The sequence below is a fragment of the Blautia coccoides genome (assembly GCF_034355335.1).
GTDB classification, from domain to species: Bacteria; Bacillota; Clostridia; order Lachnospirales; family Lachnospiraceae; genus Blautia; species Blautia producta.
Genome location: NZ_CP136422.1, coordinates 15,001 through 36,300, shown reverse-complemented (window position 1 = coordinate 36,300; position 21,300 = coordinate 15,001). Strand labels below are relative to the sequence as shown.

Genomic DNA, 21,300 nt, shown 5'->3' with positions numbered 1-21,300 from the left:
CCCCTCCTTCTCAGCCTTTCACTGCTCCTGAAGTCATTCCTTCTATCACCTGTTTATTAAAAATAGAAAATATAATGATACTCGGTAAAACCGTGATCGCCACAGCGGCAAACATGGCTACATAATTGGTAGAATACTGCCCCTTAAATGAGTTCAGCCCGATGGGAAGTGTCATCTTACTCTGGTCATTGAGAAATACCAGCGCATAATTCAGCTCATTCCACATGGAAACAAAAGAATATATGGCCACTGTGGCAATGGACGGTTTTGCAATTGGAATCGTGATTCGCAAAAACAAAGTCCTCATGGTCGCGCCGTCTATAATGGCGGATTCTTCTATTTCAGCAGGGAAACTCTTCAAAAATCCTGTCATAATGAATATGGCGATGGGCATTCCGCTGGTTGTATAGGGAATGATCAAAGACAAATGGGAATTAATGATCCCCGCCTTTGAAAACATTAAAAACAGCGGTATTAAAGTGGAATGAATGGGTATCATCATCCCCACCAAAAAAATCATCATAGCGGCATTCGATAATTTCCATTTCAGTCTGGTAAGGGCAAAAGCCGCTGTTGTACTCAGCAATAAGCAGAGAAAAAGCGCTGACACGCAGACTATGATGGAGTTTAAAAAATATTGTCCGATATTTGCCTGTTTCCAGGCATATATATAATTTTCAAAATTTATACTGCCGGGCAGTGCCCAGGGATTCTCAAACAGCTCACTGTTGGTCTTAAATGAGTTATAGAATACCCAAACAAGCGGAAATATAAAAATAAGGGTAACTGCAGCCAGAACCGCATATTTGATAATATTTGACACTTTGTTCATATGTACACCCTCTCTCCCACTCTATTCTATATTTTCCTCTGAACGCTTGAACATGCCGTTTAACACTACAGTTACCAATACACACATGATCATAAGGACAACTGACATGGCACTGCCGTATCCGAACTGCATCCCCTTAAAGGATCTGGTATACAGATGGGACGCGATAACCTCTGAAGCGTGGTTCGGTCCGCCACCTGTCATGACAAATACAATATCAAATATTCTTAAAGAACCTGTGGCTACCAGTACCGTGTCAATTTTAAGTATTGGCACGATCAATGGAAATGTGATCTTACAAAATGCCTGCCAGGATGTCGCTCCGTCAATCTCCGCTGATTCCAGCACAGATGAAGATATATTCTGCATAGCACACAGATAGATGATCATATGGTATCCGATATACTGCCAGCTTGCCGCAAGGATGACACATATAAGCGCTGTCCCTGACTCTCCCAGCCAAACATGTGTAAAAGAATCAAGCCCCACAAACCGGAGAATGGTATTGATAAGACCAAACTCTGGATGCAGTATAAAGATCCACAGAATTCCGATGGCTGCTGTTGATATCATGTTTGGTACAAAAAATGCCACTTTAAAAAAGTTTCTTCCCCTTCTGATTTTCGTAAGGAGATATGCCAGCAAGACTGAACACGGAACCTGTACCAACAGACACAATACCGTGGCCATCAATGTATGTACGACTGCATCCTGAAATATCTTATCTGTTGTAAAAAGCTGTACATAATTTTTTAAGCCCACAAAACCGTTTAATCCTGCTACATTCCAGTCCGCAAAACTAAGCACAGCCGAACATAACAGAGGAAATGCCGCGATCATAAGATAGCAAAACAGTGCTGGCAGTATGAAGAGGCAAATAGTCCGTTTGTCTTTTCTCAGTTTCTCCATTTCTTCCCCTTCCTTTTTTGTATAAAAGGCTGCCTTTTGGACAAGACAGCCTCCTGTACACATTTTATCTGGTAACTGTGCAGACCTGCTGAATCGTTACCTTTTATTTCTCATAGTTATCATCAAAGAATTGCTGAAAGTTCTCAAACATTTCCTGGGAATCACTTCCTGACATGATCGCCTGTACTGTGTTGTTATATTCATTTCCTACCACAGAGCCAAGTGCCACATCATAGAATACAAACAGTCCTGTCATATCTGAGTGCAGTTTCATGATCTGGGAAGCGATCGGACCAACATTGCTCAGATCAAGCTTATCCGCATTGATAGTCGTCAGAGTACCTGCGTCTGCCATTTTCTGCATATATTTTGTCTGTGTATAATATTTGATAAACTCCACGGCTGCGTCCTTATTCTCACAGCGCTCACTTACAACCAGACATCTGTCAGCCTGTCCGAGCCAGTTGTTTTCATCTCCCTTTCCCCCTTCTACTGTGGGGCACTTTCCAAGCACAACTTTATCCTTTACCGCAGAATCCTCTGCCTCAAAATTGCTGATACAATAACTGGACCAGATAAAAGATGCAGCCTTGCCTGATTTAAACTGTTCCACTGCTTCCTCAGGAGTCATGCCGGCATATCCGTCGGGAACCAGTTTTTCATCCGCCATTTCCTGTAACAGGGATGCTGCCTTAACAAAGGATTCGTCCGTCCACTTCCCGCTGCCGTCCAGTGCTTTGTCAAAAGGTTCATTTCCGCCGATCCTGTTTGCCAGGATTTCACTGTGCGATGCGGAAGGCCAGGCTGTACTGTTTCCAAATGCCATTGGGATAATGCCTTCCCCTGAATCACGTATTACTTTCAGCCCTTCAATATACTCCTCATGTGTTTTGGGAATAGGCAGATTGAATTTGTCATAAATTTCCTTGTTGTAGTATGCCACCTGGGTCGCCAATTGTGTTGGAATCGCATATATTTCCCCGTCATATGTGACATGTTCCATTACACTGTCTAAAAACTGGTTTTTCCACTCCGGATCACTGTCTAGTGCTTCCTGGAGAGAATATACTTTACCTGCTTTTACATACGGCTCAAGATATCCGGCTGACCACGACATGAACAAGTCCGGCGCATTATTCGCCGCCATTAAAGTCGGAAGCTTGGTTTTGGTCTGTTCACTTGGAAGATACTCAGGTACAATTTTGATTTTCCCCTCATTTTCCTTATTGAAATCGTCAATGATATCATGGACTATAACCTCCGCGGCCTCACCGTTTCCCCCATCCCAAACCATCATACTGAGTTCCACGGGTTTTCCTTCCGCCTCTGTTGTGTCTTCCTTTTTGCTTCCCTCTTCCCCTTTTTGATCACCTGAGCCGCATGCCCCCATAGAAAATGTCACAACTGCTGCCATCAGCATGGCAAATACCTTTTTCTTCATAACCTTCTCCTCCGTATTTTTTCTAACAATGGTACCATCTGTTGATTTTATGTAACGATCCAGCAGACCTGTTGTAACTGTTAAGGTACTGAATGATTACAATTTTATTATATAGAACAGTTATTGTTCTTTCTATTCATTTTCCGAAGCAAAATGTTTGTATTTCTGTATATTTTAACATAATATTTTCACCTACCTTTATAACACATTCACATTTATTTTATTTTTCCCTGTATTTTCCCACTTATATTATACTTTTTGACCATTTCCGGTGTTGTTTTTTGTTATTTTTAATCATATAATAAACATACGTCGGTAATTAATTATCTTTCAGACAAAATGCGCTTGTGCAGAGGTGAACACATGATAAATATGCTTATTGTAGATGATGAAATAGTAATGAGAAGAGGACTTTCTTTTATTCCTTGGGAAAAAGCTGGTGTCTGTCTGGCCGGCACTGCCTCCAGCGGCATGGAGGCACTGGAAATAATAAAACAAAAGGACATTCAGATTCTGTTTACTGACATACAGATGCCGGATATCAACGGACTTGAACTGATCCGTGCCGCCAATTTGTTAAACCCTTCTATCCAGAGCGTACTGTTAACCGGACATAACAACTTTAATTATGCAAAGGAGGCTATTTCTCTTCATGTCTATGATTATATATTAAAACCCTGCGATCCCGATGAAGTCCTGGAGATAATAGGAAAACTGGCAAAAAAAATAGAAGAAGAGACTCAATATAAGCAGATAAACCAAGATACTATTTCTGAAATCCAAAAACAGACACTGCAGAACACCCTTCTGCAAATCTATACCAATCAAAATGTCACCAATCACGAACTCCTGACATTAAAAGACTCTGATTTTTTCAAGAGCGGCCTGTATCTGGCTGCCCAGGGGATCTGCAGTGCCGGGGATACAGGTAAAATAGAATCGTTTTTAAAAGGCCAGGATGACCCCTGCTTTTCTTTTGTATACTTTTTCCCTGCAAATAATAAATTTGTTCTCCTAATAAAAAGCTGTGGATCTATTCCCGATACAACAGACCGTGTGTCCGCCTGGCTCTGTTCCATGCAGGAAACACTCCTTCATGAGCATAACTGTACCATTTCAATCGGACTTGGAAAGGAGACTTCGTCCTGCCAGGAGATATCAGAAGCTTACAGGACTGCCATGGAGTCCTCGGGTTTATTTTTTTCCCATGCTGAAACAACTTTTATCTCCTATGGCTCTGTCTCCGGCCTGTTAAACCAGGCAGACAGCGGGCCTGTCTGCCAGAAAATCCTTTCACAGCTTGAACAGCGTAATTACACCCTTATCCGGGAATCCATGTCGGAACTGACAGAGCTGTACAGAGCTTCATGGAACACTGCCTCAAAAATCCGTCTTACTATGATCGATCTGTGCCTTCTTGCCTCCGGCCTGGTGGCACAAAAGAAAAATGAAGCATTTTCAGGACTGAAAGCAGAGCAGCTTTTATCCATTAATCAGGCGGATTCCCTGTCTGCTCTGATAGATCAGACCCTGCAGATACTCACCCACTGCATTGATGATCTGAACGGTACCTCAGATACCTCTTATCATCATATCGTAAAAGACTGTTTAACATACATTGAGGCACACTATACAGAAGATATCAGCATATCCAAAGCTGCCCTGGATATCCATGTAAACGCGGACTATCTGGCCCGTATATTAAAAAAAGAATACGGACTTCCCTTCAGCCAGATCTTAACAAACATCCGCCTTGAAAAAGCCTGTTCACTATTATGCGATATGGACTTGTCTATCAGTGAAGTATCCTGCCGGACAGGTTTCCGCGATTTCAGATATTTTGGACAAGTGTTTAAGACACGTTATAAAATGACACCGAGAGAATATAGGAAAACAGTAAAGAAAAAGAACATATAGCTGTGAGAAGGCCAAACCGTTACAAGAATGCCCATAAAAAAGACTTTAGATGGAGAAACCTATGAGATATAAAATATCAAAATTACTGAAATCATTCCGTGACTGTATTTACCGGATTTCTGTGCAGCATCTGGTCGCAGCTCTGCTGATTCTTTTGATCACGGTTTCCACCCTTGCCATAACAGGGATCAGTTATACACTCTCTGAGCAGATCATCAGTGATAAGACCTCCAAATACTGTATTGATATTTTAAACGAGATCAGTGCCAATATACATACGAAATTAAAAGAGGTAGACAGTCTGACAACCTACATATGCTATAACGAAACCATCCAGTCCCAGATAAATAAAATGAACCATGCAAAGGGAAACAGTTTCTTATATGAGAAAAAAATTCTGGAAAAAGAACTGATTAATATGACTGTAGCCAATGAATCCCTAAAAGAAATGACTATATTGACCAGCAGCGGACAGTCTGCCTGGATCTCTCAGCCTTATCCGGAATTCACTTCCTCCTCCCCTATTCTCGATACACTCTACAGTCAGCAGGGGAGCCTGAGCTGGCTGACTCTTGAAAGGGAACATACCCCTATGATCATAGCAGGACGAACTATCAATGACCTGGGTGTCCAAAAAATCATCGGCTACTTTTTAGTCCGCTTTGACGATAAATTGCTGACTGATATTCTGGAACAAAAAGAATATTTTAAAGATGGCCGCCTCTGTATTGTAGACGACAAAGGAACTATCCTATCCAGCAACCAAGCAGGAGAAATCGGAAAAGTATATCCCTCTTTTGATCTGCTTACAGAGGATACCATAAGCAGGAAATTAGACGACTCCCAGGAATGGCTGACTTCCTGCATCATACCCGACTCAGAATGGAGGCTTGTAAGTACGATCCCCAATATTTCCTATGAGAAAGAAATCATCTGGCTCAGAGGCTGCGTCATTGTGATCGCCCTTGCCATGATAATAGCGGCTATTTTTATCTCCATAGCCGTTACAAAACAGTTATTCATCCCATTGGATAAACTATGTCAGATGATGAAGTCCGTGGGCAAAGGTGATTTTAATGTATACAAGCCTGCGTATTATCAAAATGATATTGGAATCTTATATGACTATTTCATTGATATGGTAAAAGAAGTCCAAAATTTAATACAGACCACAAATCAACAGCAGATCCTGCTGCAGAAGACAGAATTGAACTCTCTCCGGATGCAGATCAACCCGCACTTTATCTATAACACCCTGGAGTCTATAAAATGGATCGCATACATGAATGGAAATAAAGAGATTGTTGTGATGGTTAAGGCACTTGGGGATTTTATGCGGTGTAATATAAGCGGTCCTGAATTTATCACTATAGAAAAGGAACTGGAAAATATCCATTGCTACCTGACCATACAAAAATTCCGGTACAATGACAAGCTGGACGTTCAGATTGATATACCTCCCGAACTTTACCGTGCAAAAATCCCAAAACTGCTCATTCAGCCCCTCATAGAAAATTCCATTGTTCATGGACTGGAGCAAAAAGCGGGAAACGGGCAAATCATTATAAAAGGCACCTGGGAGCAGGAGGATGTCATTATAGACATTATTGACAACGGCATAGGATTTTCTAAACTATCCCTTGAAAATCTGGATCTTGATTTCATATCTCCGGAAGATACAAGAAAAAATGGGGGACTTGGCATGAAAAATGTACATCAGCGTATCAAAATGTATTACGGGGAATCCTATGGCCTCAGCGTGACAAGTGAATATGGAATCAGAACCTGTGTCCGGATACGAATCCCATATCAGGAATTATAATAAGGGACCGGAAATCTACATAAGGCAGCGGTATCCCGCTGCCTTTCTTCACCCCTTAATCTTTTCCCCGCAGAAATCACATCTCTTGACGCCTCCTCTGCTGACTTTATTCAAAACCCCGCAGTTTTCACATTCCACCGTGACAATAGAACTGCTTCCAACACTGCTCATATCCTGCCTGTAGATAACCCTCTTATTCAGAAAAATAAATTTCCCGGATGAGGCATCATAGTAAGCTCCTTTTATATATCCTTTTCTCAGCATTTTCCTCAGTCTTTTTGCCGCCGCATCCTCCGGAATGCCCATACGCAAAGACAGATTCTTCACAGACCCCTCCGGGTCAGAGGAAAGAATCGGTATATACTCTCTCATTTCATGGATCAACCGGAATCTGAAAGCTCCATTTATGAGAATAACTGCTGCTATGACAGCCAATATGTACAGAATTACCACTGTATCTGTCTCGGTCTGCCCATCCCCCGTGCTGTGTATAGCTGTTCCGCCAAAGATAAAGGCCGCAGCAAAACCTCCTGCCACCTCCAAAGCTCCTAAAATTTGATTAAAGACAACTGCTCCCCTGGAATACCAACCGCGCTCTCCATCTCCCATTCTCTTTCCTCCTGTGAACTTCATGTCAACAATTTGAGCTTGTCCTTCCTCGAAAGCCGCTTTATCTCCCACTCCCTCCGCATGGCCTCCTCTTTTGTCACAAATGACTCATAATAGGCCAGCTCCACAGGAAGTCTGGATTTTGTGTATTTTGCCCCTTTTCCGGCGTTGTGGCACTTGATACGTTTTTCCAGGTCATTGGTCCACCCGGTGTACAGACTGCCGTCGCCGCATTTCAGGATATAAGTATAATTCATGATAAATCCCTGACCTGCCTTCTATGTAATGGCACCGCACCTGCCAATGGCAAATACGGCACCCTCTATTCCAAAGCTGCCGATAAAAAAAGTATTTTTCCCATGTGCGGAAATTCGGATAATTCCGCAGAGGAACAGTGACACACTGTTCTAAAATAAATCCTGTAAAAATTTGATCGGCTGCGGATTTTCTTGTTCCGCATAGTTTATTATACTCTAAAGTCTCATAAATGTGAATACAGGGACCGCTAAATGCGGTCCCTGCAAAAGAAATTCAGATGTGCTGTTGTTTCGTAACTATAAAGATACTTATCAGTTATGCTATTTTAAAAGATATACATTAGTGAAATATACACCTAAATTATTTCCGCGATTATGATCATTGACAAATACATCTATGTGGTTGCCTTTAATAGCACCGCCGCAGTCAGATGCGGTAAAGATATGTCCATTGATGATAACCTTTGTTCCATAAGGGATAATTGTGGGGTCAACTGCAATGGTATCCCCCTCCACCAGAGGTGCTCCCGTGGAAGTCACGCCTGCCCACTGGTCATTACAGCAGGCACCACCGCAGTAATGAGTGATCTTATAGGTGCCTAAGCACTCTCCGTACTGGTCTGAAGATGCATTGATCTCACCAATATCACTTCCGTAGAATCCGTAGGTGTCATCCAGAACTCTGGTAGCCCATACGGCATTTGCAGTGTTTACATTTCCTACTATGATTCCCGCACGGCTGTTAGCTGCCTCTACGGTCTTGCCATCGCCTGCATACATGACAACATGATAAATCTCGCTTCCGTTTGAATAGAATATGAGATCGCCGGGCTGCGCTTCATCAACCGGTATCTGAGTACCGTAGTAAGCCTGGTCCTCCGCAACTCTCGGAAGGTCATAACCATACTGTGCGTATATACTCTGAACAAAACCGGAGCAGTCCGCACCGTCTGTCAGGCTGGTACCGCCCCAGACATAAGGATTTCCAACAAACTGGGACGCAAATTCCAGAATAGACTGTCTCAGCGCGCCACCGGGAACTCCGCCCTTTGTGGATGTGATGGTATAGTAACAAGCACTATTCTCTTCCGGTTTGATAAGCTCTGAAGCTGTCTCCAGATTCTCTTCCCCGTGTTCTTCTATAAATTTGTTCGCTTCCTCGTCAAGGTAAAGAGCATTCTTTTTAATAAATCCTCTCACATCACCAGACTCTACATATACCCAATCCTTGTCTTTGTCAGCAAGTATGTAACATATATTATCCAGATTCAGATTTCCAATGACGCGGCTCTTATCGCTCTGTGATTCATGAATGGTTCCAAGCAAAGATTTGCATACTGCGTAATCTTTTGAAACAACTGTAGATCTTACAGTCGTCTTTGTATAAAGGAATGCTTTATTTTCCAGCGGTGAAATTAATTCATTTGCTTCTTTAAACTCTTCAACAGTTATTTTCTTTTCAGCTGTTTTATTTTTCTCTTCGGCTTCCTGTTTTTCTTTTGCTTTTGCGTCTGCTATTTTCTGTGCTTCATCACCTGTCAACAGCTTTGACTTAAGCACAAATCCTCTTACTGTTCCGGATTCTATGTATACCCATGTTCCATCGTCTGTATCAATATCCTGTTCTTCCTCTTCAGTTCCCAGATGCAGTTTTAATCCATCATTGCTGAGAAGGTAGCACACACCATCTTTATCAAGTGTTCCTATCACCCTTGCCTGCTCGGATTTTTCCTCATATACATTCAGATTCTCCAAAGCGAACGCATAAACCTTACGGATTGTACGGAAACGGAAATTTTCTTTGATATCCGGCATTACAAAAGTCTGCTGGCTGTCTATTAAATTATCGCTTGCCTCCGCATCCTGTGCCGGTTCTTCTGCCGGTGCCTCAGGTTCTGCTGGAGTTTCAACTACAGGCTGTTCAGGCTCTGCCGGGGTCTCAGGAGTATCCGGGGTTTCCGGGTCTGGATTTTCTGGGTTTTCGGGATCTGGATCCTCCGGGTTCGGATTATCCGGATTCGGGTTATCTGGATTCGGGTTATCCGGGTTCGGATTATCTGGATTTGGATTATCCGGGTTCGGATTGTCCGGGTTCGGGTTATCCGGATTTGGATTATCCGGGTTCGGATTGTCCGGGTTCGGGTTATCCGGATTTGGATTATCCGGGTTCGGGTTATCCGGATTTGGATTATCCGGGTTCGGATTATCTGGATTTGGATTATCCGGGTTCGGATTATCCGGGTTTGGATTTTCAGGATTCTCCGGATTTGGATTATCTGGGTTCTCGGGATTTGTGGTGTCTGTAAGGTTTTCAGTATTTTCCTGGTTCTTTATACTTGCAGTCTCCACATCCTCAGGCGTTTCTATTTTATTTGTTCCAACCTTTGTCATATCGCTGGCTAAAACAGCGGATGGTGTAACCATTGTCAGCACCACTGTTACTGCCACAACTCTGCTCAATCTTTTTAAATGCATAGAACTCCTTCCATTCCGTCTTATTCCTGCTGCAAAAAAGCATAAAATTCCTTATACTTTGTATTTTCCCACCATTCTTTTCCAATGTCAACAGCAAAATAAAAATTCACTAAAAATTCAAACAAACTAATAAAAAATTTACATTGTATACAAATTTTCTTTTCCTATATTAAAATATAACACTTTAGAGGTTTCACAAAGCATTACATAATCATTTATTTTCATTTATTTATATGTAATTGAAATATTTTTTTATAATATAGGGGTTCCCCGATTCTCGTCAATCGTGGAACCCCTGTATTTTATCTTTATTTTATCTGTCTATTTACGTTGTCTGTTTATTTACGTACAGCCCTTTTACAGTTATGGCAGGTACTGGATAGGATCCAGCGGGCTTCCGTCCTTCTTCAGTTCAAAGTAAAGGTTTGCACCTTCTTTTGTATAGTATTTCGTAGGCTCATTCACATAACCGAGTGTTGCGCCTGCCTCTACATACTGTTCCGGCTGGAATGCCACATCTTTTAACTGGCCGTAAACTGCCTGATATCCATTACCCAGGTCAACGGTTACTGTTGTGCCTGTCTCAACGCTTTCTTCAACAGAGACTATCTGACCGTTTGCAACAGAGGCAACCGGTGTATCTACCTCTGAGGAGATTGCAATTGCCGGGCTGTATTTATATTCGTTCAGAGTAGGAAAATATACTGTGTGTTCCATATCATAGTCAATGACAACCTGTCCGCTTACCGGCCACTCCATAAGAGAGCTTTCTGTGAAATTAACATCCGGTGCAGTTGCCACTTCTGCCTGGTTGTCCACCTCCGCAGATGCATTCTGTGTATCTGCCTCCGGCTGCGCATTCTCTGCAGCGGAAGCATCAGCAGACGCATTCTCCTCTGCTGCAGGCTCCTGAACTGCTTCTGCCTGTGTATCTGCCTCTTCCGGCACTTCTCTTGTACCTTCAACCTGAGTGGTGTTCGCATCCTGGGATTCCTCCTCAGGTTTTTCTTCTGTTGTCATTGCCTCGTCAGAAGTATTCTCCTCATTCTTGACAAGTTCCTTTTCATTCGGTGTGCTCTTACTCCCGGACTGATATACAGCCACACATGTTACTACTATGGCCAGCACTAAAAAACTACTGAGAGCCACGCGGATTTTGTTTCTTTTACTCATATTCTTCACCTCAACCTATAGTGGAGCATCCGCCCCTTTTTTTGTTACAGCATACAGCCTTAAAAACCCTGTCATTGGATCGGAAACCTTTTCTCCGGACAGTGGCTGTATATAGTAACCTTTTGTATAACTATCCAGTAAACTGTGAAGGTACTGAACAGTTACCCATTTGTTTTCTCTTATAGGATTGCCAGAATATGTGAACTTATACATATTTTTATATCTCCGCGCGGCATCTTTTCTGCTTTTTATTTTTTCTGCCTTTGTATCTCCTCCAGTTTTAAGTCAGGGTAAAAATAATTCAGGATTTCCTCATACTTTTTTTTCTTAGCAGCCATCTTTTCCGCTGTATACTGACTCAGCCCCACTCCGTGTCCTATCCCTTTACACAGAAATCTCACTTCGTTTTCCAACGTCTGAACCGTAAAACAGGAAGATGGAAGATCCAGGATGTCTTTCAGTTTTTCCCCCTGGAATTCCTGATTTCCTACATTGATTTCCAGTACATAACCTGCACTGTCAGTATTTTTTATCTCTATTTCTTCTATACTCCCAATAGTAAATCCGGGATATGTCTTCCGAATCTGTTTTTTTAGCTCCTCCAGAGAAAAATAACATCCCTGTATGTAAGAAGGGCTGTTAATATCTTCCGGTGTTTCCACAGAAGGAACGTATGAAAATGTTTCCCCAAGAACCTCTCCAGCCTCCCTGGTCTTTCCCTGACTCAGTTCATGATAAGGAAGTTCTACTATATTTCCGTCTTTCATAAGTACCTGGTCTCTGGTATCGGCTGCCGCGTCCTGGAATTTTTGAAACTGTTCCAAGAACAGATCATCCATTTTCCTTCTCTTCAGGGCCTGAGAGGCATTCTGAATGGTCTTTGCCGCAGTTCCCTTTTTCCACTCCAGATAGAGATTATTTCTGGCAATGACCGTCTGCGCCTTTATGGCTTCACTGGGAGCATCCCAGGATATCTGAGATGCCGTCACAGCGGGAATATAATCCTCCATATCTGATTCTCTGGATACAGGGCATGCCTTTCTTCCGCATATAATAACAGTCAAAAGATACGGCAGTAAAAACAACATGATAATCCCGGAAATACCCGGACCTTTTCCTGCTTTCATACAAAACCCGGCTAATTTCTTTCTTTTATTATATGAATCGGCATTCTCGTCCCATGCCCTTTGTTACTATTCATCCTTTCGGCTTCAGAACAGCAAATACATAAAATCAGGGAATGCAATTACCTTTCGCAATATGCATTCCCTGATAAAAATTCTATTTTTTTATTATAAGCACCGGTATAGGAGGATTATTTTGTCTGTTATAGTATGAACTCAAAATGACAACATATTTCCTGCTGTCCAGATTTTTCAGCATTTCCAGAATTTTGTCCCTCTCCTCAAAACCAGTATGGCCTCCGCTGTATATACACAGACTCATGACACCGCCTTTTTTGAGAAGTCCCAGACCGGTCAGAACAGCTTTCATACTGTTTTCAGGCTTGGTTGCCAGAGAATGATCACCCCCGGGCAAATAACCAAAATTAAAGAATATGCCGTCAACAGTCTCCTCCTGCTGATACAGGCCCATATTTGTATGACTGTCCAGAAACAATTCAGCCCGCTCTCCCACACCGTTTTCCTGGAGAAGTTTCTCTGTGGCTTCAAGTGCCTGACGCTGAATATCAAAAGCCTTCACATACCCTGTCCTGCCTGCCATACGGCACAGAAAAAGTGTATCATTGCCATTTCCCATAGTGGCATCTATGTATATACCGCCGGACTTCGCATAGATTTTAAAGCTCTCCTGACACCACTCTGTAATCTGATAAGATTTCATCTCTTACTTCGTACTGGCTTCCAGAGCCTGTGCCAGATCCTCGATAATGTCATCAACATTCTCGATGCCAACAGACAGACGAATCATCCCGGGAGAGACACCTGCTGCCACAAGCTGTTCGTCATTCAACTGCCTGTGTGTATGGCTTGCAGGATGAAGCACGCTGGTCCTTGCATCTGCCACATGGGTCACAATAGCTGCCAGCTTCAGACTGTCCATAAATTTCACTGCTGCTTCCCTGCCGTCTTTCAACTCAAAGGAAATAACGCCGCAGGTACCCTTTGGCATATATTTCTTAGCCAGTTCATGATATTTATCTCCTGGGAGTCCTGCATAATTTACATGTCCCACCAACGGGTGCTCATTGAGGAATTCTGCTACCTTCTGGGCATTATAGCAATGACGCTCTACACGCAGTGCCAAAGACTCCAGGCTGGCATTCAGCATAAAACAGTTTGTAGGAGATGGAATGGAACCCAGGTCACGCATAAGCTGTGCATTTATTTTCATAATATATGCTGCTTTGCCGAACTGTTTTGTATATATCACTCCGTGATAGGATTCATCAGGCCTTGTAAGTCCATGGAACTTTTCTCCATAGGCATCCCAGTCAAAATTCCCGCTGTCCACAATTGCTCCACCTACCTGCATTGCGTGTCCATCCATATATTTTGTTGTGGAATGCGTCACAATATCTGCACCCCACTCAAATGGACGGCAATTGACGGGTGTTGCAAATGTGTTATCTACGATCAGGGGCACACCATGTGCATGTGCCAATCCTGCAAATTTTTCTATATCAAGCACAACAAGAGCCGGATTTGCAATAGTCTCAGCAAAAACAGCCTTGGTGTTTGGCTTAAATGCCTTTTCCAGTTCCTCTGAGGGAGCATCCGCATCCACAAAAGTACATTCGATTCCCATTTTCTTTGCTGTCACACCAAGGAGGTTCAATGTACCTCCATAAATGGCAGACGCACAGATCACGTGGTCTCCCGCCTCACAGATATTAAATACAGCATAGAAAGTAGCTGCCTGCCCTGATGAGGTCAGCACACCTGCCACACCGCCTTCCAAATCTGCGATCTTAGATGCCACCACATCATTGGTAGGATTCTGGCATCTTGTATAGAAATATCCATCCTCCTTCAGATCAAAAAGACGTCCCATCTCTTCTGTTGTATCATATTTGAATGTGGTACTCTGGTAAATAGGCAGGATTCTCGGCTCGCCTTTTTTTGGCTTCCATCCGGACTGCACACATTTGGTCTCAATACGAAATTCTTTATCCATTGTTCTTTCCCCTTTTCATAAAATATACGTACCTGTCCAGTATCATCACAGTTACGTACAAAATCCATGATATACCAAAACTTTTATATGTGGTTCATTTTACCACGATTCTTCTTATCCGCCAACTGCTAATTTCAGAGCCCTATAATATGTCAGGATCTTCCTCTGCTGTGGGCTGTCATTTACGGAACTTTTTCTGCCCATACATAATAACTGCCAGAAACAACAGAACACCTACAGCCAATACCAACAAAATCTGGGACTGTTTCAGAGGAGATTTCCATGCGAAAATCCCAAGCGCCAGCATATCAAGCCCTATAATACTCACTCCGCCTCCGACGGTCATCATAAATTTTCTCTCGTTCTCAGGTGATACACCACTGGAAAACCGCTCCCTTACCATAGAAGTTTTTCCTTTCACTGCCATAAAGATCCCCATGAGTATTACCATACCTGCAATGATGATCATCATCAAAGACTGTCTGTCCATAAACTGCCTCCCTCTTTATTTTTAAAACTTCTGCCTTCCGCTTTTATAATATTTTAAAAATACGATCAAAAACCATACTGGAAGTACAAGCCCCTTCAGCACACAGGAGAGACTCAAAGTCCACCATACACCGTTCAGTCCGAGAACCGTAGATGACAACAGCATGGCAACCGGAATTCTCAGTGTATTGAACAAAATTCCCGTCACAGACGGAGGTATGGTTCTTCCAAATCCCTGGAACGCACCTGCCGTCGTGATCTCCATACACATGAAAAATTCTGAGATACCTATAATTCTCAGATAGTCAACCCCCATGGGAAGTACATCGCTCTCTGTAATAAAAATACGGAAGAAAAATTCAGGAAAAGCAATGAGAATAAAACTGGTGAATATTCCCCAAAGAGCCATGATCCCCATAGCTGTCTTATATCCCTTTTTAATTCTTTCTTTTTTACCCGCTCCATAATTCTGGGCCACAAATGCATTTACAGCAGTTGAGAAGCCTCCTGCAGCCATCCAGGAAATAGATTCTATCTGGCTTCCAACCTTCTGTACAGCCACAGCAGCATCACCCCACCCGGCGATCAGACGGGCAATTACCATGGAGATTCCGGAAAACAGGGCATCCTGTATCGCCGATGGAAATCCAATACGCACAATCTCACGCACGTGCTGCTTTTCCGTTTTCTGCATCAAATGAATATGCTTAAAAATAACCGGCTCATTCCAGACCGTAACAAGATACAGTAAAAACACGATAATCTGGGCAAGCACAGTAGCAATCGCCGCTCCTGTTACCTCCATCCTGGGCACAGGGCCAAATCCAAATATAAAAAGAGGATCCAGCACAATATTTATGATAAGACCAATGGTGGTGGCTCTGAAAGTTGCCATGGTATTTCCCATAGCTGCCAGTATCCCTGTAAAGACCTGGTTCAAAAAAGAAAACACAATAGCTCCGCATGTAATGATAAGATACATTTTGGCATCGTGTATGACATCAGGACTGTTCAGCTTAAAAAATCCGATCAACGGGCCTGAAAAAATCACACTGATAATTCCATACAGAATGCCAAGAAGTGTCCCCATCCGAATAGAACCTCTGGCATAGTCAATGGCTGCATCCTTGTCCATAGCCCCCAGTGACTGCCCCACTGTCACCTGTCCTCCCATTCTCGGTATGGTGGTGATACCGTTTGCCAGCCACATATACATGCCCGCTGCGCCTATGGCAGCTACCGCATTGCTGCTGATACGACCGATCCAGATCATATCTACCAAATTGTAAGCCATCTGTATCAGTGATGTTCCCATAATAGGAAAGGCTAATTTTGCCAGAGAACCCGCAATAGGACCCTCCAGCAAATCTACATTTCTCTTCATTTTTCCTTTAAATCCCCCAATTTCAGAATCTAAACTCTATACTAACAGACAATGAAAAAACCTGCAACCTCTTCCAAACAGAGTCTCAAATTTTCAACAGAAATTCCATTTCTTCAGTAAGTTATCCACACTTTTTTAAGATATCCACATTTAACATCTTAAAAGAGCGATTCAATGTTACTATTGTATCGCATAGAAATCCATTTTGCACTCTTTCTTTCTTATTTTTTTTATGTTACTCTTATATAAGACAAGCAAAGAAACCGGGGGAAAGAAAAATGAAAGAAAAAATATACACCATACCGCTGATGGACGCATTCCGTGCTGACGATGAATGCCCCTTCTGTTTTATTGAAAAAAATCTGGAACAGCATGCCATGGATTTTGTACTTGGGTCCGGTGCCTCCTATATGGAGGACGATGTGCGTGCAGAGACAGATAAACTTGGCTTTTGCCATGAGCATTATAAAAAAATGTTTGACTACGGCAACCGTCTTGGCTGCGGACTGATTTTAACCACACATTTTAAGAAGAAAAATGAAGAACTAAAACAGCAAATTAAAATGTTCTCCCCGGGAAAAGCCTCCATGCTGGGACATTTTAAAAAAGCCAAACTGGATTCAGACAATCCGAAAACGAACATTGGTTCCTGGGTAAAGGAGCAGAGCCAAAACTGCTATATCTGCGATTACTATAAAAATACATATGTACGCTATCTCGATACCTTTTTTGAGCTGTACAGAAAAAATCCTGAATTTACAGATTTGTTTAAGAACAGCAAAGGCTTCTGTCTCTCTCACTTTGGTGATCTTGTAGAGACCGCAGAATCCCTTTTATCCGACAAAGAGAAGTCTTCTTTTTATGAAATCCTATTTCCACTCATGATCGATAATATGCAGAGGGTCACAGATGACCTGGAGTGGTTCTGTGACAAATTTGACTACCGAAACAAAGATGCAGACTGGAAAAACTCCAGGGATGCCATACAAAGAGGAATGCAGAAGGCAGGCAGCGGTTATCCTGCAGACCCTCCATATAAAGCTGACAGATAATCCCAAAGGGACAGGCAAATATCGCCTGTCCCTTTTTCTTATTATCCATACCTGTTATTTTTGTTGCGGTCTGATATCTATGGTAAATGCCTCCCCTGCCTGTTTAAAATCATTACTGAGCTTTCCGCTCTGCTCCGGGAATTTCACTGCATAAGGTGTCAGATAAAGTTCTGTGGCATCATCACTCAGGTTTCCGTTATCAATGGTGGAAATATTCATTCTACCCACGCCGTTACTCCACCTGGAAAGTGTAAACTCCACAGCATTTCCGCAGTCGTCTGTACCTCTTAAAACAAGATCATAATCACAATTGCCTGTAGATGTAGAAAAATAAATTTTCTGTCCAAGAGGATTATCTGTAAATTTGTCAAGATATACTTCTGTTCCATCGTCCAGTGTAAATGTTTTATTTATTTGGACTGTATTGGTACTCTGTGCCAGTTCCTCCCCTGAAGCTGAAAATTCAAACTCCCATGTAGCACTCATGTTATCATAGTCCATATACTGTATCTCAAAATCAAATGTCTGACTTAAGTCCACATCCTTAATATCGCATTCAGAGACGGATACTATTGTATTATCCCCAACCTGCTCTTCTCCGCCGGACGCGCTGTCTGAAACAGACTTACCATTGATGTATACATTTACCCCGATAAAACGTTTATTTTCATCTGTGATCTTCTCATCATATTCTTTGGTACTGGATACTATAATTTCATCTTCATTTACAATTACCTCGTTCAAAGTAATCGTTATTCCGTTTGATGTCACAGACTTGCCAATCACTGTTTTATATGGCTCCAGATCCTTTTTAATGCCAAGTATGGAAGCAATATCATAAGATATTGATTTTACAGCAGCCTGAACAACGTAATGCAGGGGACCGCTTCCTACTCCCACAGCCAGGATCACTGCAGCGGCACAGACACCGGCAACAGGTTTCCATCTTCTTTTCTTTTTTCCCTTACCTATAATATCTTTTGTAGCTTTTTTCTTCCAGCGCTTTCTCTCTATATCATCAGGTTCCTCCGCTTTGTAATTCTCCATATCTGTCTGTACATCATTTAATAATTCATATATATTACTGCTCATAACTGTTCTCTCCTTTCTGCCCCGAAAACAATTTCCTTATTTTCCGTTTTCCCCTGGAAACTCTGTTATATATCACATCTTTTTTCATTCCGGTCTGCCGGCTCACTTCCTCCAGTTCCATCTCATCCACATAAAGCTTCATAAATAACTCTCTGTCCTCAGGATTCAGACAACTGAGCATTTCTTCCATCTCTTCAGACAGTTCTTTCTCAATCAGTTTCAACTGCTCTCGGTCCTCCTCTCCAGCTACTACATCATCCAGATTCTCCGCCTGTTCCCTATTCAGATACTTTCTCTTGTAGTCTATGGCTTTATATCTGGAGATACCTGCAATCCAGTTTGTAAAACTGCTTTTCTCGGCTCTGTAAGAATTTATATTTTCCCACACAGCCAGGAAAACGTCATTGATACACTCCTCCTGATAATACTCCAATGAAAACAGATGTTTTTTTATCACTGATTTTACAATGCGTCCATAATTGTCGATCACATATTCTAGAGCCTTTTCGTTCCGGAACTTTAACTGCTCTACAAAGTTGTCTTCATTTATTCTCATAAGCTTTCACCCGATTCTTTTTTCTTTAACGGCCGTTACACTATATACTTCGTATCTGTGTACAGGATTTCTATCCATATATGAAGAAAAAATAAAAAACTTTTTCACATTTCTTTTACTATTTCATCACAGATTCATCACATTTACAATGTATATTAGTATTTGAACAAAGCCAATAAGACTTTTTTTCAAAATCTTTTTCTTTTTCATATGCCGGTATTCCCTTATACCGGCTCTCCTTCTTTTTATATTTTTATAAAAGTAGACATGAAAATAAGAGGCCATAATCTATCCCCCCTCAAGATTATGGCTTCTTATTTTTTGTACTTTTTCTCCCGAGCGCAGTGAGCATGATGTCCAAATAGCTTCCGTAACAAAAAAACAGCTCAAATACAGTAATAACTGAATTTGAACTGTTTCACAGTGAAGCATCGGGGATTCGAACCCCGGACAACTTGATTAAAAGTCAAGTGCTCTACCAACTGAGCTAATGCTCCGTATTCTATTTACAAACTACAAACTTTAGGCAATAAAAATGCCCAGAGCCGGAATCGAACCAGCGACACGAGGATTTTCAGTCCTCTGCTCTACCAACTGAGCTATCTGGGCGTAAAACTTGAGTAGCGGGGACAGGATTTGAACCTGTGACCTTCGGGTTATGAGCCCGACGAGCTTCCAGACTGCTCCACCCCGCGTTATTAATTTTGTAACAACAATAAACTATTGTTGAAAAGCCGATGATCGGACTCGAACCGATAACCTGCTGATTACAAATCAGCTGCTCTGCCAATTGAGCCACATCGGCATATTTACTTTTAAGTCTAATCTTATCAGCTAAATGGACGATGGTGGATTCGAACCACCGAAGCAATTTGCAGCAGATTTACAGTCTGTCCCCTTTGGCCACTCGGGAAATCGTCCAAAAATGGGACCTATAGGGCTCGAACCTATGACCCTCTGCTTGTAAGGCAGATGCTCTCCCAGCTGAGCTAAGATCCCATTATATTTTATTATTTTCTTTTTCAAGAAAATAACGACCCAGAAGAGACTCGAACTCTCGACCTCCGCCGTGACAGGGCGGCGCTCTAACCAACTGAGCCACTGGGCCATCACGAAGGTATATACCTTCAAAACCGCATATACAAAACACAAAAACCTTTTTTCAAACCCGCCGTTTGCACTTTCGTGCTCAGGTCAAGCCCTCGACCGATTAGTAGCAGTCAGCTCCATACATTGCTGCACTTCCACCTCTGCCCTATCCACCTCGTCGTCTTCAAGGGGTCTTACTTCTTTATGAATGGGATATCTCATCTTGAGGGGGGCTTCACGCTTAGATGCCTTCAGCGTTTATCCCTTCCAGGCTTGGCTACCCTGCCATGCAGTTGGCACTGCAACAGGTACACCAGCGGCCCGTCCATCCCGGTCCTCTCGTACTAAGGACAGCTCCTCTCAAATATCCTACGCCCACGCCGGATAGGGACCGAACTGTCTCACGACGTTCTGAACCCAGCTCGCGTACCGCTTTAATGGGCGAACAGCCCAACCCTTGGGACCTACTACAGCCCCAGGATGCGATGAGCCGACATCGAGGTGCCAAACCACTCCGTCGATGTGAACTCTTGGGAGTGATAAGCCTGTTATCCCCAGGGTAGCTTTTATCCGTTGAGCGATGGCATTCCCACTTAATACCACCGGATCACTAAGCCCTACTTTCGTACTTGCTCCACCCGTCGGTGTCGCAGTCAAGCTCCCTTCTGCCTTTGCACTCTGCGAATGGTTTCCAACCATTCTGAGGGAACCTTTGGGCGCCTCCGATACTCTTTCGGAGGCGACCGCCCCAGTCAAACTCCCCGCCTGGCATTGTCCCACCGCCGGTTAACGGCGGCTGGTTAGAAGCCCAATACTGCAAGGGTGGTATCCCAACAGTGGCTCCATGGCAACTGGCGTCACCACTTCTTAGCCTCCCACCTATCCTGTACATGCAATACCGGACCCCAGTACCAAACTGGAGTAAAGCTCCATGGGGTCTTTCCGTCCTGGCGCAGGTAACCAGCATCTTCACTGGTACTTCAATTTCACCGGATGCATTGCCGAGACAGCGCTCAAATCATTACGCCTTTCGTGCGGGTCGGAACTTACCCGACAAGGAATTTC

Annotated in this window: 17 protein-coding genes, 7 tRNA genes and 1 rRNA gene (1 of these 25 only partly in view); 3 read left to right on the top strand and 22 right to left on the bottom strand. The window is 42.8% G+C overall.

Annotated features, from left to right (window positions below):
* Positions 1-10: 10 nt before the first annotated feature.
* The 3 genes from BLCOC_RS00180 to BLCOC_RS00170 form a co-directional block, all read right to left on the bottom strand.
* Complete coding sequence (locus BLCOC_RS00180; RefSeq protein ID WP_018596144.1) at positions 11-832, bottom strand: carbohydrate ABC transporter permease; 822 nt, start codon at positions 830-832, stop codon at positions 11-13.
* A gap of 21 nt (positions 833-853) precedes the next feature.
* On the bottom strand, positions 854-1,741 hold the full coding sequence (locus BLCOC_RS00175; protein ID WP_165907276.1) for a carbohydrate ABC transporter permease: 888 nt from the start codon (positions 1,739-1,741) through the stop codon (positions 854-856).
* 103 nt (positions 1,742-1,844) lie between these two features.
* Positions 1,845-3,182: an ABC transporter substrate-binding protein gene (locus BLCOC_RS00170; protein WP_115623989.1), complete on the bottom strand. Its 1,338-nt coding sequence runs from the start codon at positions 3,180-3,182 to the stop codon at positions 1,845-1,847.
* 363 nt (positions 3,183-3,545) lie between these two features.
* Here BLCOC_RS00170 and BLCOC_RS00165 point away from each other — a divergent pair, with 363 nt between their 5' ends.
* Together BLCOC_RS00165 and BLCOC_RS00160 are read left to right on the top strand one after the other, a co-directional pair.
* A complete protein-coding gene (locus BLCOC_RS00165; RefSeq protein WP_165907277.1) occupies positions 3,546-5,099 on the top strand; it encodes a response regulator in 1,554 nt (517 codons plus the stop codon).
* 61 nt (positions 5,100-5,160) lie between these two features.
* Positions 5,161-6,921, top strand: a complete 1,761-nt coding sequence (locus tag BLCOC_RS00160) for a cache domain-containing sensor histidine kinase (protein WP_165907278.1) — start codon at positions 5,161-5,163, stop codon at positions 6,919-6,921.
* Positions 6,922-6,969: 48 nt separating this feature from the next.
* On the opposite strand, the gene BLCOC_RS00155 is transcribed toward BLCOC_RS00160, so the two are convergent.
* From BLCOC_RS00155 to BLCOC_RS00115, 9 genes are all read right to left on the bottom strand, one after another.
* Complete coding sequence (locus BLCOC_RS00155; protein ID WP_115623986.1) at positions 6,970-7,530, bottom strand: hypothetical protein; 561 nt, start codon at positions 7,528-7,530, stop codon at positions 6,970-6,972.
* Positions 7,531-7,550: 20 nt separating this feature from the next.
* Entirely contained in the window at positions 7,551-7,787 is a 237-nt protein-coding gene (locus BLCOC_RS00150; protein WP_018596150.1) for a GIY-YIG nuclease family protein, read from the bottom strand.
* A 321-nt stretch (positions 7,788-8,108) separates the two neighbouring features.
* The gene (locus BLCOC_RS00145; protein ID WP_029470997.1) at positions 8,109-10,262 is read right to left on the bottom strand and encodes a C40 family peptidase; all 2,154 of its coding nucleotides are present in this window, start codon (positions 10,260-10,262) and stop codon (positions 8,109-8,111) included.
* 363 nt (positions 10,263-10,625) lie between these two features.
* Positions 10,626-11,435, bottom strand: a complete 810-nt coding sequence (locus BLCOC_RS00140) for a M23 family metallopeptidase (protein ID WP_115623985.1) — start codon at positions 11,433-11,435, stop codon at positions 10,626-10,628.
* Between the two features lie 248 nt (positions 11,436-11,683).
* Positions 11,684-12,562, bottom strand: a complete 879-nt coding sequence (locus BLCOC_RS00135) for a SpoIID/LytB domain-containing protein (protein ID WP_115623984.1) — start codon at positions 12,560-12,562, stop codon at positions 11,684-11,686.
* A 154-nt stretch (positions 12,563-12,716) separates the two neighbouring features.
* Complete coding sequence (gene mnmM, locus BLCOC_RS00130) at positions 12,717-13,280, bottom strand: tRNA 5-(aminomethyl)-2-thiouridylate-methyltransferase MnmM (protein ID WP_115623983.1); 564 nt, start codon at positions 13,278-13,280, stop codon at positions 12,717-12,719.
* A gap of 3 nt (positions 13,281-13,283) precedes the next feature.
* Positions 13,284-14,573: an O-acetylhomoserine aminocarboxypropyltransferase/cysteine synthase family protein gene (locus BLCOC_RS00125; protein ID WP_029471002.1), complete on the bottom strand. Its 1,290-nt coding sequence runs from the start codon at positions 14,571-14,573 to the stop codon at positions 13,284-13,286.
* 178 nt (positions 14,574-14,751) lie between these two features.
* Positions 14,752-15,063 (bottom strand): hypothetical protein, encoded by a 312-nt coding sequence (locus BLCOC_RS00120; protein WP_018596158.1) that lies wholly within the window; start codon positions 15,061-15,063, stop codon positions 14,752-14,754.
* A gap of 21 nt (positions 15,064-15,084) precedes the next feature.
* Positions 15,085-16,446: an MATE family efflux transporter gene (locus BLCOC_RS00115; RefSeq protein WP_029471003.1), complete on the bottom strand. Its 1,362-nt coding sequence runs from the start codon at positions 16,444-16,446 to the stop codon at positions 15,085-15,087.
* A 278-nt stretch (positions 16,447-16,724) separates the two neighbouring features.
* Here BLCOC_RS00115 and BLCOC_RS00110 point away from each other — a divergent pair, with 278 nt between their 5' ends.
* Positions 16,725-17,498: a DUF6062 family protein gene (locus tag BLCOC_RS00110; RefSeq protein WP_115623982.1), complete on the top strand. Its 774-nt coding sequence runs from the start codon at positions 16,725-16,727 to the stop codon at positions 17,496-17,498.
* A 54-nt stretch (positions 17,499-17,552) separates the two neighbouring features.
* On the opposite strand, the gene BLCOC_RS00105 is transcribed toward BLCOC_RS00110, so the two are convergent.
* From BLCOC_RS00105 to BLCOC_RS00060, 10 genes are all read right to left on the bottom strand, one after another.
* Complete coding sequence (locus BLCOC_RS00105; RefSeq protein ID WP_115623981.1) at positions 17,553-18,590, bottom strand: DUF4179 domain-containing protein; 1,038 nt, start codon at positions 18,588-18,590, stop codon at positions 17,553-17,555.
* Entirely contained in the window at positions 18,580-19,146 is a 567-nt protein-coding gene (locus BLCOC_RS00100; protein ID WP_115623980.1) for a sigma-70 family RNA polymerase sigma factor, read from the bottom strand. Before BLCOC_RS00100 ends, BLCOC_RS00105 begins: the two co-directional genes overlap by 11 nt.
* Before the next feature lie 424 nt (positions 19,147-19,570).
* A tRNA-Lys gene (locus tag BLCOC_RS00095) sits at positions 19,571-19,643 on the bottom strand.
* A 39-nt stretch (positions 19,644-19,682) separates the two neighbouring features.
* Positions 19,683-19,755 (bottom strand) — tRNA-Phe (locus BLCOC_RS00090).
* 12 nt (positions 19,756-19,767) lie between these two features.
* Positions 19,768-19,841: transfer RNA gene (locus tag BLCOC_RS00085), tRNA-Met, on the bottom strand.
* 37 nt (positions 19,842-19,878) lie between these two features.
* A tRNA-Thr gene (locus tag BLCOC_RS00080) sits at positions 19,879-19,951 on the bottom strand.
* Between the two features lie 34 nt (positions 19,952-19,985).
* Positions 19,986-20,067 (bottom strand) — tRNA-Tyr (locus tag BLCOC_RS00075).
* A gap of 5 nt (positions 20,068-20,072) precedes the next feature.
* Positions 20,073-20,145, bottom strand: a tRNA-Val gene (locus BLCOC_RS00070).
* A 35-nt stretch (positions 20,146-20,180) separates the two neighbouring features.
* Positions 20,181-20,254: transfer RNA gene (locus tag BLCOC_RS00065), tRNA-Asp, on the bottom strand.
* An 82-nt stretch (positions 20,255-20,336) separates the two neighbouring features.
* Positions 20,337-21,300, bottom strand: a 23S ribosomal RNA gene (locus BLCOC_RS00060) (it continues 1,920 nt past the right edge of the window).

What these genes read in the sequence shown, in the direction of transcription:
- BLCOC_RS00155 (WP_115623986.1), bottom strand. Translation starts at nt 7,530, where the DNA reads ATGGGAGATGGAGAGCGCGGTTGGTATTCCAGGGGAGCAGTTGTCTTT.
- BLCOC_RS00125 (WP_029471002.1), bottom strand. Translation starts at nt 14,573, where the DNA reads ATGGATAAAGAATTTCGTATTGAGACCAAATGTGTGCAGTCCGGATGG.
- BLCOC_RS00165 (WP_165907277.1), top strand. Translation starts at nt 3,546, where the DNA reads ATGATAAATATGCTTATTGTAGATGATGAAATAGTAATGAGAAGAGGA.
- mnmM (WP_115623983.1), bottom strand. Translation starts at nt 13,280, where the DNA reads ATGAAATCTTATCAGATTACAGAGTGGTGTCAGGAGAGCTTTAAAATC.
- BLCOC_RS00105 (WP_115623981.1), bottom strand. Translation starts at nt 18,590, where the DNA reads ATGAGCAGTAATATATATGAATTATTAAATGATGTACAGACAGATATG.
- BLCOC_RS00160 (WP_165907278.1), top strand. Translation starts at nt 5,161, where the DNA reads ATGAGATATAAAATATCAAAATTACTGAAATCATTCCGTGACTGTATT.
- BLCOC_RS00150 (WP_018596150.1), bottom strand. Translation starts at nt 7,787, where the DNA reads ATGAATTATACTTATATCCTGAAATGCGGCGACGGCAGTCTGTACACC.
- BLCOC_RS00120 (WP_018596158.1), bottom strand. Translation starts at nt 15,063, where the DNA reads ATGGACAGACAGTCTTTGATGATGATCATCATTGCAGGTATGGTAATA.
- BLCOC_RS00140 (WP_115623985.1), bottom strand. Translation starts at nt 11,435, where the DNA reads ATGAGTAAAAGAAACAAAATCCGCGTGGCTCTCAGTAGTTTTTTAGTG.
- BLCOC_RS00180 (WP_018596144.1), bottom strand. Translation starts at nt 832, where the DNA reads ATGAACAAAGTGTCAAATATTATCAAATATGCGGTTCTGGCTGCAGTT.
- BLCOC_RS00110 (WP_115623982.1), top strand. Translation starts at nt 16,725, where the DNA reads ATGAAAGAAAAAATATACACCATACCGCTGATGGACGCATTCCGTGCT.
- BLCOC_RS00170 (WP_115623989.1), bottom strand. Translation starts at nt 3,182, where the DNA reads ATGAAGAAAAAGGTATTTGCCATGCTGATGGCAGCAGTTGTGACATTT.
- BLCOC_RS00145 (WP_029470997.1), bottom strand. Translation starts at nt 10,262, where the DNA reads ATGCATTTAAAAAGATTGAGCAGAGTTGTGGCAGTAACAGTGGTGCTG.
- BLCOC_RS00175 (WP_165907276.1), bottom strand. Translation starts at nt 1,741, where the DNA reads ATGGAGAAACTGAGAAAAGACAAACGGACTATTTGCCTCTTCATACTG.
- BLCOC_RS00135 (WP_115623984.1), bottom strand. Translation starts at nt 12,562, where the DNA reads ATGAAAGCAGGAAAAGGTCCGGGTATTTCCGGGATTATCATGTTGTTT.
- BLCOC_RS00115 (WP_029471003.1), bottom strand. Translation starts at nt 16,446, where the DNA reads ATGAAGAGAAATGTAGATTTGCTGGAGGGTCCTATTGCGGGTTCTCTG.
- BLCOC_RS00100 (WP_115623980.1), bottom strand. Translation starts at nt 19,146, where the DNA reads ATGAGAATAAATGAAGACAACTTTGTAGAGCAGTTAAAGTTCCGGAAC.